The sequence below is a fragment of the Bacteroides sp. LFL-34 genome (genome assembly GCF_027257075.1).
Taxonomy (GTDB): domain Bacteria; phylum Bacteroidota; class Bacteroidia; order Bacteroidales; family Bacteroidaceae; genus Bacteroides; species Bacteroides ovatus.
On the sequence record NZ_JAPQKZ010000035.1, the window covers coordinates 25,801 to 38,954 of the forward strand.

At 45.0% G+C, this 13,154-nt stretch carries 10 protein-coding genes; 4 read left to right on the plus strand and 6 right to left on the minus strand.

Translation table 11 applies throughout. The features are described 5' to 3' along the window. Positions 1 to 77: 77 nt before the first annotated feature. The 3 genes from N5O98_RS19145 to N5O98_RS19155 form a co-directional block, all read right to left on the minus strand. Positions 78 to 1,997 carry a transglutaminase domain-containing protein gene (locus tag N5O98_RS19145; RefSeq protein ID WP_004310052.1) on the minus strand — a complete coding sequence of 640 codons (1,920 nt, stop codon included), beginning with the start codon at positions 1,995 to 1,997 and terminating at the stop codon, positions 78 to 80. 19 nt (positions 1,998 to 2,016) lie between these two features. Then, a complete protein-coding gene (locus N5O98_RS19150) occupies positions 2,017 to 4,059 on the minus strand; it encodes a DUF3857 domain-containing protein (protein WP_004310053.1) in 2,043 nt (680 codons plus the stop codon). Positions 4,060 to 4,155: 96 nt separating this feature from the next. Beyond that, positions 4,156 to 5,055, minus strand: a complete 900-nt coding sequence (locus tag N5O98_RS19155) for a diaminopimelate dehydrogenase (protein WP_008776313.1) — start codon at positions 5,053 to 5,055, stop codon at positions 4,156 to 4,158. A gap of 187 nt (positions 5,056 to 5,242) precedes the next feature. On the opposite strand from N5O98_RS19155, the gene ruvA reads away from it, so the two are divergent. From ruvA to N5O98_RS19170, 3 genes are read left to right on the plus strand one after another with little or no spacing between them, the layout of a single operon-like run. After that, positions 5,243 to 5,845: a Holliday junction branch migration protein RuvA gene (gene ruvA / locus N5O98_RS19160; protein WP_004306823.1), complete on the plus strand. Its 603-nt coding sequence runs from the start codon at positions 5,243 to 5,245 to the stop codon at positions 5,843 to 5,845. Between the two features lies 1 nt (position 5,846). Beyond that, positions 5,847 to 6,839, plus strand: coding sequence for a DUF3843 family protein (locus N5O98_RS19165; RefSeq protein ID WP_004297985.1), 993 nt, complete (start codon positions 5,847 to 5,849; stop codon positions 6,837 to 6,839). A gap of 40 nt (positions 6,840 to 6,879) precedes the next feature. After that, complete coding sequence (locus N5O98_RS19170; RefSeq protein ID WP_008998781.1) at positions 6,880 to 7,017, plus strand: hypothetical protein; 138 nt, start codon at positions 6,880 to 6,882, stop codon at positions 7,015 to 7,017. Positions 7,018 to 7,239: 222 nt separating this feature from the next. On the opposite strand, the gene N5O98_RS19175 is transcribed toward N5O98_RS19170, so the two are convergent. Beyond that, entirely contained in the window at positions 7,240 to 8,076 is an 837-nt protein-coding gene (locus N5O98_RS19175) for a hypothetical protein (protein ID WP_004297988.1), read from the minus strand. Between the two features lie 95 nt (positions 8,077 to 8,171). Here N5O98_RS19175 and N5O98_RS19180 point away from each other — a divergent pair, with 95 nt between their 5' ends. Beyond that, positions 8,172 to 9,605 (plus strand): CCA tRNA nucleotidyltransferase, encoded by a 1,434-nt coding sequence (locus N5O98_RS19180; protein ID WP_004321787.1) that lies wholly within the window; start codon positions 8,172 to 8,174, stop codon positions 9,603 to 9,605. Positions 9,606 to 10,005: 400 nt separating this feature from the next. Here the strand turns inward: N5O98_RS19180 and N5O98_RS19185 are convergent, their stop codons facing one another. After that, a complete protein-coding gene (locus N5O98_RS19185; protein WP_195664255.1) occupies positions 10,006 to 11,532 on the minus strand; it encodes an arylsulfatase in 1,527 nt (508 codons plus the stop codon). Positions 11,533 to 11,581: 49 nt separating this feature from the next. Further along, complete coding sequence (locus N5O98_RS19190; RefSeq protein ID WP_008650338.1) at positions 11,582 to 13,144, minus strand: sulfatase family protein; 1,563 nt, start codon at positions 13,142 to 13,144, stop codon at positions 11,582 to 11,584. Positions 13,145 to 13,154 lie beyond the last annotated feature (10 nt).

The window sequence follows — 13,154 nt, forward strand, 5'->3', positions numbered from 1 at the left end:
TCCTTTTTTTGAATGGTTAAGTCACAAAAAATGTTGAGTCGCAAAGATACTTTATTTTCTGTAAAGCGTTTCCCTCCTTATTCTTTTTTTAAAATGATTTTTCCTCCATATTGTCCTGCCACTTGCTTGCGGAAATCAATGAATGCCGCATATTCATCCGGACTGTAAACCCCTTTGCGCATAAACAATCGGTGAGTGATGTAGATTTCCTTATCTTTCACCTGAATACCGGAATGGAAACTGCCGAACTTGCTTTTCACGTCAAGCGGTTTCGGAAGTCCTTCGATTACATATCCTTCCGGCAGTTGGATGCGGATGCTGTCGGTATCTGTGTATCCGTAGTTGATGTAAATGGGATAGGTGCGCTTCGTCACAGGAGGAACACTGAATTCTTTTCGGAACACATTGGTGGGGATAAACAGACGGTTGCCCGTTTTATGCCCGTATTGATTGCTGGTGGCAGTGTAGTCGAAGGTGATAGACGGATTGGGCTCCTTGCACTCGCTGATTTGCAGGTTCTGAATATCGGCTTGGGATAAGTTGATGCTTGAACGGATGCGGTCTTTCTGTTTGTTAGGCTCCAGATAGACGATGCCTGCTTCATTCTCATATTGGAAAATCCGGGAGATTTCGTTCACCTCTATCCGTGCCTCGGCTGTGGGGGAGAGGGTGATGTTGGCAACGATGTGCTGCGTGTTCAGTGAGTCGGGATAGGTGGGCAGGCGATACATCTGGCCGCCGGTCGGTTCGATGAGTAAGGCGTCGTGTCCCGCAATGTCTTGGTGGACATAACCGAAGGGAAACGATGGGTTTGTACATTCCAGCCAGAGCGTATCTTGGGGAAGTGGAACTTGTAGGATGACGTGATTCATCTGGTTGGCACTGGAGAAGTCCGGTAGTAAACGCTCGTTGGTGGTGCTGATGACTGTATAAGTGGAAGCAATTCCCAACTCTTTCAGCATGGCGCGGGTGTAATTGGACAATCCTTTACAGTCGCCGAATCCCGTGCGGCAAACATCGGCGGCGGCAATGGGCTGTAAACCTCCGATGCCTAGTTGGATGCTCACGTAACGGGTGGTTTTGGCCAGATAATCGTAGATTGCTTTCACCTTGTCCCGGTCGGTAGTGCAGTGGGCTGTCAGTTCGTGCAGTTTGGCGCGGAAAGGTTCGGTGAGCAGGTCGCGCCCGTCGAGCAATCGGTATTGCCATTCTCCGTACTTTTGCCAGTTGCTCATATCGCCTTCCGACTTGTCGTACTTGAAGGCGGAAGGCGCAAAATAGACACGTGGAAACAGTTCAGTAAAATCCGGTCCGAAAGGTTCTTTAATGATGGGAGAGAGTTTGGAGGCGGTGGCTTCAATCACTTGCTGTCCGTTGGCTCCGGTGGATTCTTTTACCTGGATTCCTTTTCCTTGCGTGTTCAGTTCACGATATCTGCATCCTTGTCCTGCGGGCAGTTCGATCCGGTAAGTCGCTTTTTCCACACCTTGGTTGAAGTCTGCCAGCGGTATAAAGGGGGGATAGCCGATCAGACCGTTGTTGCACTTCACTTCCCATTCGTATTTCACCGTGAAAGGGAGAGAAGGATAATTGCATTCGTAAAAATAAAAATAATCATCCGTGCTAAGCGAGGAGCTGTATTCACTTTTCTGTAGTTCAGATTTCTTTATCTTACGTACACTTTGTCCATCGGCATTGATGATTTCCCCGGAGAATTTCTGCAAAGAACGGAACATATCACATCCGCAGAAGAAATGTGCAGCTTCCAACCCCTTACGGTTGAGGATGGTGATTGTCAGGCTCTCTTTTTCTATGGATTGGGTCATAGATTTGCAGAGAACCTCTGTGCGTGCTTCAACGATAACGGAATTGGCATCCTTGAGAATATCCTGTGCACATGCCGGCTGTATGTGCAGACTTAGGCAGATAAGGACACAGGACAGGCTGAATGCCCGATGTGTCATTTGCTTCAGGATGAGATAGCTGGAACGGATCATCGGTATAGATAGGTAAAGTTTATATTTTCTTGAGTACGATCAGCGCATTATTTTTCTCGATCACTTTAGTCCACAGTTCTTGTAGTTGTTTATATTGTTCGGAAAGGAATATATATCCCTTTAAGTGGAATACATAATTGAGCAGGATTGTATTTCCCTGTTTCTGAATCATATATTTGCATTGCAGGCCGTCTCCTTCCGACCGGATGGCTTGTGGTTGGGGGAGTTCTTCCACTTCGTAGCCTTCGGGGAGAGTCAGCGTAGACAACATCGTGAACTTGTACGGATATGGAAATTCGATGGGGAGCACCCGTTCCGTCTGGATAAACGGATTACTCTTTAGTTGCGGAAAGAGCATCGGATTGATATAAAGATGATTGTCCGTCCGGTTGACTTGCAAGACGAAATCGAATTCTTCTTCTATCAGTGCCCAGTCATTTTCTTGTTTTTTCACTTTCAGGTTGGTGACAGTGAGTTGCTCTTTCTGACTACTGATCTTGTTTTCGGGATTCGAGACGAGGCTGTCCTGCTTATGTTTTGCATTTGCCTGATACTCTACAGCTTCTTGTCCGTAAAGAACTGTGCTGCGATGTCCTTTCACCTGATCTCCTTCTATTCGGGCATCGATTTTCATGAAACTTTTGTTGTTGGAAAGAGTCATCACATTCACCCATTTATTCTCTTCTTTCTCTTTCCGGGAAAGGATGCGTGCTTTGTTTACAGACAATTCAAGCGGTAATATATTAAAGGCAGGTACGTCCATAGAACTGTCTAAAAATACATATTTTTGTTTGTTTATATCGTGGATAGCAACAAAGAACGTATTTAGTTTTTGCAGAGAAGGAAAGTTGTACGGCAGCATACCTGATGAACGTCGGCTCATAACCACCGGATAGGCCTCCAGTCCAAAGTCTTTCAGGATGCTGATAAGGATGAAATTCAGGTCGGCATTACTGCCGCTTCCTTTTTTGATTACTTTTTCGAGCTCTTTGCTGTAGAGTTGATACCGTCCGTTCCAGGCCATTTTCTTTTTGAGCACCTGGAAGGCGCAGATGATTTTCTCCTCGAAATTCATTTCGCTGTTGTAGGCTTGTTTGGTTTCAGGGCGGAAAGGGTTGGTGAGTGAGAGGTGTTCGCCGAACTGTGTATTTTCCGGTTTGAGCAACTGCTTGTCTACATCTTCCCATTTCTGGCTGTATGGTTTGTATTCATTGGGGGTGAATTGAGTACCTTGCAGATCGAAGCTCACTTGCACCTTATAGTCTTCCGGACACCAGCAGTAGGATTCGTCCTGACGGATAGCCGGAAGGTTGCGTGAGATAAAGGTGGTTTCTTGTGCCGAAACGGTGAAGTCTTTGCTGACTCCACCCGCACCGGAGCCTTCACGTTCTGTGGCATGAATGGAGGAGTCTCTTTGCTTCACTTGTATGTAGTCCTTTCCCCGGAGTTCGATGTTGTAGACAAATACATGAGGGATGGTGATTTTATACTGGTTGTAGAGCATCGGGAGTTCTTCCTGCATCATCCAGTTGTCGATGTGTGAGAAATAGTCGGAGTAGAGTTTGTAGTGATATTCGATGATAGTGCCCTCTTTGACAGCAGGCAAAGAGAATTTTAGTATTTTATACAGGTTATTGAACCGTTCGAAAGAGATGGATTCCCGCTTCATGGGTGTTTTTATGCATTTCCCGTTTTCCATATTGTAGGAGCAGCCTTCTATCTCACTGGCTCTTTCCTGTCCTTCATCTTTATCGGTAGGAGAGTAGTAGGGAACGGACACGTCGGCGTATGACACTCCTTGTGGTTTCAGGATTTTGATGCGTACCCAGTGCTCGGTAGTTAGTTGAAAACCGTCATGGTAGATGAAGTCACTTTGTCCCTGATGGAAGAGATAAATAGCCGTAGCGGTGGTGTCCGGGGCATAAGAGGTGAGAGACAGTGCTTCTTTGGAGGGTTTTCCGTATTTCAGATTGGGCTCTATGGTGGCTGTTGTGGCTTGCTGTGGGTAGACAGGCGACAGGAGCTGTAATAGAAATGCGCAGAGAATGAATAGTTTTCTCATAATTGTGTTTTTTGTAGTATGCTCACAAAGATAAAAAAAATAGAGAAAGGTGTACCGCCTTTCTCTATTTTAATTTTGTTTTATGTATAAAATATATTATACCAAATGTCCGATCCATTCTTCGCGGTCGCCGGGGAGAAGGTCGATAACGGGAACTTCTACCATCGTGTAGCATCCCGGTTGTTGCTTCATGGAAGCACGTGCCACGCATACCAGTACTTGTGCGGTCAGTGCGGGGTTATTGATACGCATATTAAATTCGAACAACTGGTTCTGTGTTTTGCCGGATACACCTTTGCGAGTCAGATTTACACCATGACCCATGTCTAGCAGGGCGTCTACACTCGGAACGAGTTTCACGTGTGTTTCATCGTTCACGAAGTAAGGATCTGCTTTGATGGCAGCGGCTACTTCTTCGAATTTATATCCGTCTTTCAGTTCGATGTATACCATGCGGCGGTGGATTCCCGTGCCGGTCGGAATGGTCATGGAAAGGGCAGCTTTCACTCCGTCAATCGCTTTTACGGCTACTGTGTGTCCCATGCTCATACCGGGACCGAAGTTGGTGTAGGTGATGCCTTTCGGAGCAATTGCTTCCAGCATGGTGCGTACGATGGAATCGCTTCCCGGATCCCATCCGGCAGAGATGATCGATACGGCTTTATGTTCTTTGGCGGTAGCATTCAAGGTACGGCGCAGGTCTACGATACCGGTGTGGATATCGAAACTGTCTACCGTGTTAATACCCATCGCCAGATATTCTTTTGCATATTTTTCTACGCTGCGGGTCGGCGTGCAAAGAATAGCTACGTCTACTTCTCCCAGCTCTTTTATGTCCTTCACTACTGCGTAGTTTGCTAACTCTTCCGGTTTGTTCTCTGCTCCTGCACGACGAACGACTCCGGCTATTTCGAAATCAGGTGCCGCCTGAAGCGCTTCAAGTACATAATGTCCAATGTTGCCATAACCAACGATGGCAGCTCTTACTTTTTTCATTCTTTTCTTGGTTTTAATGAACAAATTTCTTTCTTTTGCTTGCAAAAGTAAACAAATTACTACTAACTTTGGTTCATTTGCTTTAATATTTTTATTTTTTTCATATTCTTCATATCTAATGCACAAAAGAATAATCTGTGAAAATCAGTGTAATCTGTGGTGAGAAAGTTTTATCTTTGTCCCTGTTATGATAGAATATATTAGAGGCGAACTTGCCGAACTAAGTCCGGCAACCGCGGTGATCGACTGTAACGGGGTGGGATATGCCGCCAATATATCTTTGAATACCTATTCGGCTATTCAGGGAAAGAAAAGTTGTAAGCTATATATTTACGAGGCGATTCGTGAAGATGCGTATGTGCTCTACGGATTTGCCGAGAAACAGGAACGGGAGATTTTTCTATTATTGATTTCCGTTTCCGGAATCGGTGGGAACACGGCTCGTATGATTCTTTCGGCTCTCTCGCCTGCCGAACTGGTGAACGTAATCAGTACTGAAAATGCGAACATGTTGAAAACGGTGAAAGGCATCGGGCTGAAGACTGCGCAACGCGTGATTGTCGACCTGAAAGATAAGATAAAAACAATGGGTATGTCTGCTGCCGGAGGGGCTTCCGCAGGTTTGTTGTTGCAACCTGCCAATGCGGAAGTGCAGGAAGAGGCGGTGTCTGCATTGACGATGCTAGGCTTTGCTGCTGCACCTTCACAGAAGGTGGTGTTGGCTATCTTGAAGGAGGAGCCGGATGCTCCGGTAGAAAAGGTTATCAAACTGGCTTTGAAACGTTTGTAGTATGAAGCAACAGAAGATATATATGAAAGCATGGCTGGACGCTCATGGTCGTGCAAAAGCAGTGGATACGGATGAATGGTATCTGGATTTCGCTAACCAGCTATTGCCGTTGGTGGCAGATTCTTTTATATACGGTGGGAGAGAGTGGGAGGAAGACCAGAAGCGAGTGGCTTTGACGTGTGCCTTGTATTTGGAAGATTGCGTAGCAGACGGAGGAAATTGGCGTCAGTTTATTCATTGGCACCGGAAAAGCTACGGACGTTATTTGCCTTTTTACGCACTGACGGAGGAATATTTGCCGGACGAAATTAACCGTGAAGATGTTGTTTTCCTTTTGTGGGCCATCAATTCTCCGGTTGGCGATGATTTTGATGGAGTAGAGAACCCGATGGATGCGGATTTGCTGGAGTTTGCGGATACGCTTTACAACCGTTTGGATGCTGCGTTCGAATTGGCTCCTATCAGCGATTATCTGGCAACGGACTGGCTGATGGAAACGGAGCTGATGCAAAAGAAGCGGATGCCTCTGCCGGTAGCTTTGCCGGGAGAAAAGATGCCTACGAACGTAGAACGTTTCCTTGAAGCGAGCAAAGGTGAACCGCTTTTATACTTTGACTCTTACGAAGCGCTGAAATATTTCTTTGTGCAATCGTTGAAGTGGGAAGATGAAGAGGATTCTTTGTTGCCTGACTTAAAGGAGTTCGGTAACTTTGTGGTTTTTGCCAATCCGAAAGGGTTGTTGATCGGTCCTGATGTAGCCGAATATTTTGCAGACAAACGTAATCCGCTCTACAATGCCGAACTGGCTGAAGAGGAAGCATACGAGCTGTTTTGTGAAGAAGGTTTGTGTCCGTTCGATCTGCTGAAATATGGAATGGAACACGATTTGTTGCCGGAAGCACAGTTCCCGTTTGAGAACGGAAAGGAGTTATTGCAGGAAAACTGGGATTTTGTGGCTCGCTGGTTTTTGGGTGAGTATTACGAAGGAGAATAAGAATTATAAGAAATAAGTACTGTTTATATAAGTGCTGTCTATGCCAATCAAAAAAAGTAACAATCCTTTTGCCGGAAAGACAAAGTCTGCAGTCGGTAAAAAGAAGACGACCGGAAAACGGGTCGGAAAATCAAAGCAGGAAAAGGCTAATAATCAGTTGAATAGAAGGATAAAATAAAGGCGTGTAGACCACGCCGTTTTTGGTTATCAGGCTACGCCGTTTGATGATGGCAGACTACGCCTTTTCTCCCTACCAGGAAACGCCTTTTCTCTCACGCAGAGGATTAAGAGTCTCATTATGCATTTGACGGGAATAGTTGTCGTTTATGAAAAATAACAACTATTCCCGTCTATTTTATTATTAACCAATGGCTTTTTCTGGTGGATGGCTTTCCTTTTACTAATCGGTAATTTCTTCCTGTGCTTTCCGTTCTTTCTTCTTATTGATGAATCCGATTTTCAGGTTGGCTTCCTCTTGTTCTTTTTTAATCTGTTCCATGGCCGAGAGGATTTGTGCTAATTCGTAAACACCTGCTGCGGCCTGGCGGTCGGTTGGACTCATTGTCGTTTTATAGGTGCGGTCGCCTATATATTCCACACGGATATTTTTGTCTTTATTGAGATTCAGGAATTCGATCACATTTCCGTCTTCCCCTAGTTTGTAGTCAGCTTTTTCTATTTTCTCGTTCATATCCGTTGTCTCGTAGCTGTCTTTGGAGCTTGGAGTTTCTGCAAAACTGCCGTCAGGAGCAATCACTTTCACTTTTGTATGGTGAATATTGCCGGCACCACAGTAGATGGAAGTCATACTCATTATACCTTGCTCGTTCACTTGGAAGCGGAGGTACGAACGGTGCATATTTTTTTCAATGGTCTGTGTAGGCCAGAGATAGTTGCCGACTTGTTGATATTCGGCATCTTTTTCTAGTTTGAATTTGTCCTTGATGGCATTGAATTCTTCTGTCTTTGCCTGAAAGGCGCTATCCAGGTAAGCAAGCGTTTTTTGTTGTGCTTTTGTTTCAACATCGAGCATCAGTGCCTGTCCCGCCTTACGTGCTTCGAACGCTTTGGGATAGAGAATCTTGATACTGTCAATTTGTAACTTAGCTTCTTCATAGTCGCCACGTTCGTAGGCAGCCTTGGCAACCATCAGTTTTTCATTGGCTTTTTTCTCAAGGCCATTTCCGCAGGCAGCTAATGCCAGCGTACCACAAAAGAGGATAATCAGTTTTTTCATCACAAATTCTATTTACTGGTTTTATTAGCGGCAAAAATACAAATATATCCCTTATTTTTGTAATTTTGTCCCCTCAAAACTTATAACTAAAAAGAATGATAGAGTTGACTCAAGAGGAATTGAAGCAGCATTTTAGCGAACCCATCTTCGGACAGATAGCCGAAACGGCTGATACACTCGGTATGGAGTGTTATGTGGTAGGTGGTTACGTTCGTGATATTTTTCTGCAGCGTCCCTCTAAAGATATAGATGTAGTAGTTGTAGGAAGTGGAATTGCAATGGCGGAAGCCCTTGGAAAACAGTTGGGACGTGGTGCTCATGTTTCTGTTTTCAAGAATTTCGGGACAGCACAAGTAAAATATAGAGGCACGGAAGTAGAGTTTGTAGGTGCACGTAAAGAGTCTTATCAACGGGATTCGCGTAAACCTATCGTTGAAGACGGCACGCTGGAAGACGATCAGAATCGTCGCGATTTCACGATCAATGCTCTGGCTGTATGTCTCAATAAAGCACGTTTTGGCGAATTGGTAGATCCGTTCGGAGGTTTGGAGGATATGAAAGAAAAAACAATCCGCACTCCCCTTGACCCGGATATTACTTTCAGCGATGATCCCTTGCGCATGATGCGTTGTATCCGTTTTGCTACGCAACTGGGTTTTTACATTGACGATGATACTTTCGAATCGCTTTGCCGGAATAAAGAACGGATTGAAATTATATCCCGTGAACGTATTGCGGACGAACTGAATAAGATTATTCTTTCTCCAATCCCCTCAAAAGGATTTATTGATTTGGAGCGCAGCGGTTTGCTGTCGTTGATTTTTCCGGAATTTGCTGCCTTGCAGGGGGTGGAAACACGGAACGGGCGTTCTCACAAGGATAATTTTTATCATACGTTGGAAGTGCTGGATAATATCAGCAAGAAGACTGATAACCTTTGGCTGCGTTGGGCTGCTTTGTTGCACGATATTGCCAAACCTGCCACGAAGCGTTGGGAACCTAAAGCGGGATGGACGTTCCATAATCATAACTTTATCGGTGAAAAGATGATTCCGCATATCTTCCGTAAGATGAAGTTGCCGATGAATGAGAAGATGAAGTATGTACAAAAGCTGGTCAGCCTGCACATGCGCCCGATCGTTATCGCAGATGATGTGGTGACAGACTCGGCTGTACGTCGTCTGCTCTTTGAAGCGGGTGATGACATTGACGACTTGATGATGCTTTGCGAAGCGGATATTACTTCCAAGAATATGGAACGTAAACAGCGTTTCCTGAATAACTTCCAGTTGGTTCGACAGAAACTGAAGGATTTGGAAGAGAAGGACCGTGTCCGTAATTTCCAGCCACCTGTGAGCGGAGAAGAAATTATGGAGATTTTCGGCTTGGAACCTTGTCGTGAAGTCGGAGTTTTGAAGAGTGCTATTAAAGATGCAATTTTGGATGGAGTGATTCCGAATGAATATGAGGCGGCTCATGCTTTCATGCTGGAACGGGCAAAGAAGATGGGAATGACGCCTATTCGCTGATAGAAGGACGGAACAGATATAAAATCAGGCATCGTAATCCTATAGTATTCAGACACTGATTTATGCGAATCAGTAGTTGAATTGGAGTAAAACAAGGCAGGAATGAACTAATCTTAGTTCTTCTAAGATTTAATTGGTAATATGCGATGATTTAATATTCATCATACATAGATTTATTCGTCTGACAGCTGTCAGACGAATAAATTCATGTATCATTAGCCATAACCCCATTAGGTATCAAAAATAAATCTGCACAAGCTCGAAATTAGTTCATTTCAGTACCGGCATGAACAAGATTCACCTCTGTACCCTCCGTGTCCTCTGTGGTGAAAACTGTATAGGAATGAATGATAACTTGCTTTCCAACTGCTGATTACTCATTATTTCTTTATCTGTGTGTTTATCGTTTGGGCAACGTTACCGAAAAATGAGGATTCGGAGTATGTTGTTCAAAGATGATAGCCTTCATCTTTTCCACGATATCCGGATGTTGGAGTGTTATGTCATGATCCTCATGAATATCTGTTTTTAGATTATAGAGGAACGGTGTTCCTTTTTTCACTACCATTTTCCAATCATCCATGCGTACGGCAATCTGGTCTGTTTCATCAAATTCCCAATACAGAAAATCATGCTTCTTTTGCTTTTTATTACCCAGGAGTGTGGGGGCGAAAGAAATCCCATCGAAATAATCGACTTCTTTTTCCTTATTGCGGTATTTCTTTTCGTAGTCTTTGATACCAATAACTTCGCAGAACGTCGGCATTAAATCATAAAATGCACAGATGTGATCGTTTACTTCGCCTGCAGGTATGTGTCCCGGCCAACGGGCGATAAATGGAATACGTATTCCTCCTTCGTGGCATTGACGTTTCAGTCCGCGTAGTTTTCCGTCTCTGCCGAAGAAAGTAGGATCAGCTCCGCCTTCCTCGTGAGGGCCGTTGTCACTGGAGAAAATAACCAATGTGTTTTCGTCCAGTCCTTTTTCTTTCAGTTTTTTCAAAACTTCGCCCACGTAATAGTCCAGGCGGGTAATCATTCCGGCAAATTGGGCGTGTGTATGCGTGATGGCGTTGTATCGTGAGCCTTCGCTTCCCTTAAATTCTTTATCCGGGTTGAATTTAGCTTTGTATTCATTCAGGATAGAATCTTCCGGCTGAACGAGTTCCGCATGAGGTAAGGTGTAAGTCAATACGCCGAAAAACGGTTGTTTGCCGTCTTGCTGATCCAGCCACTCCAATGCTTTCTGGTGAATCATGTCGGCCGAATATTGCGGACGTTTCAGGTAGTCGGGACCATACATCGGATATTGGATGTTTTCATCCATCACTACACGTACCACTCCGGTGTCACCCAATGCTTTACTATAACGGTTCAGGAAATTGGGATAATAAAGATGAGCTTGAAACTGACAGATATAACCGTAGTATTCGTCTATCCCCCGTTTGTCGGGAGTGGAACAGGAACCTTCGTAACCTCCGGCCCATTTACCGAACATACCTGTGGTATAGCCGTTATCTTTCATTATCTCCGGCAGGATTACGTGGTCGGGATCATAAGGGTGTTGCCCCACTATTGAGTATTCTTTATTCTGTCCATATTCCACGATCGGTGCATTTTTCCAGTACTCCTTGTTACCTCGTACTTCACAATGGCCTGAATGTTGTCCTGTCATGAATGAAGCTCTGGAAGGGGCGCTGACGGGACTTCCTGCGTATGCTTGCGTAAAACGCATTCCTTCACCGGTCATGGCGTCTATATGAGGGGTACGGATAAATGGTTGACCGTAGCATCCTAAGTCTCCATATCCCATATCGTCACAAAGGATGAAGAGGATATTGGGCTGGGTATTTTTTTTCTGTCCGTTGGCAGATAGGGTAGATAGGAGCAGGGCACTGCCTATCAACGGGATTGATTGATAATTCATGATATTGTTGTCATTAAAATAAAAGCGTTTCAGTGTTTCATATCTGGAATTATTTCCCGATTAAGTCCTTTCCTTCGCGTACGCTTTGAAGGATACTTTGCAGTTCTGCCACTTTCTCCGGCATATTCTTTGCATAGTTGGTTACCTCTTTCACTTCTTTCATCTTATAAAGCTGGGGTTCTTTAGAGTTTCCGGTTTCTATCTTCGGTCCCCATTGAATCATTTTCGGTCCGTCATTCGGTTCGATGTATTTCCAGTCTTTGGTGCGGACAGAAAGCGTGTGATTAGAAGCCTGCTCTATTACCCACGGGCGGTCTGTCTTTTCTTTACCCAGCCAACTTCCCAGATAGTTGTAACTATCCGGTGCGGTATTCTTAGGCATCGTAGCTCCGGTCAGGGAAGCGAGAGAGGCGAGCCAGTCCACTTGTGAAACCAATAAGTCTGAAGTCATTCCTTTTTTTACTCCTGCAGGCCAGCTGACGATGGCAGGAATACGGGTTCCTCCTTCAAAGGCACTATATTTGTTGCCCCGTAGTGGTCCCGCAGGACTATGACCGTTGAGTAGTTCTTCTGCTTTGTCATCGTATCCGTCGTCTACTACCGGGCCGTTGTCACTTGAAAGAATAATGAGTGTATTTTCTCTTAATCCCAGTTTTTCGAGTGTATTCAGGATTTCACCGACACAATAATCGAACTGTACGATAGCATCGCCTCTTAATCCCATCGGATTTTTTCCTCTGAAACGGTCGTGAGGAAAGCGGGGCACATGTACGTCATTGGTGGCAAAGTAGAGAAAGAAAGGTTTGTTTTGGTTTTCCTCGATGAATTGAATGGCGTGTGTGGTAAGTGAATCAGCAATGTTTTCGTCTTTCCAGAGCGCCTTTCCACCGCCTTTCATAAAACCGATGCGTGAAATTCCATTAACGATCGACATGTCGTGACCGTGACTTGGCTTGAGGTTATAAAGTAATTCAGGATTACTTTTTCCGGTAGGTTCACCCTCGAAGTTCTTTTGATAACTGACTTCGATGGGAGCACTCGGATCATAGTTGGCTACTTTCCCGTTTTCGATGTATACACAGGGTACACGGTCGGCTGTGGCTGCCATAATGTAATGATAGTCGAAACCTAAATCGCCCAGTGCGCACGGTAACGGAGCATTCCAGTCTTGAGTGGCGGTTTGATCTCCGAGTCCCAGATGCCATTTGCCTACTGCGGCAGTGGTGTAACCGACACTTTTGAACATATCTGCCATGGTGTATTGTTCGGGACGGATAATCATTCCGGCATTTCCTGCCGCTACATCCGTTCCTTCTTTGCGCCATGCGTATTCTCCGGTTAGCATGGAGTAGCGGGAAGGGGTGCTGGTGGCGGCTGTTGCGTGAGCATTGGTGAAAAGGATTCCCGATTTTGCCAGTCGGTTGACGTTGGGTGTCTGTACGTTTTTAGCTCCGTAACATTCCAGATCGCCGTAGCCGAGATCGTCGGCATAGATAAATACAACGTTGGGTGTTTTTGACTTTGTCGGTGTGGTGTTTTCCGGTGCTTTGTTGGCGGCTGTTACAGCACAGGCAACAGAGGATACAAGGGTTAGAATGAAAGGTTGTTTCATTGGTTTTGGG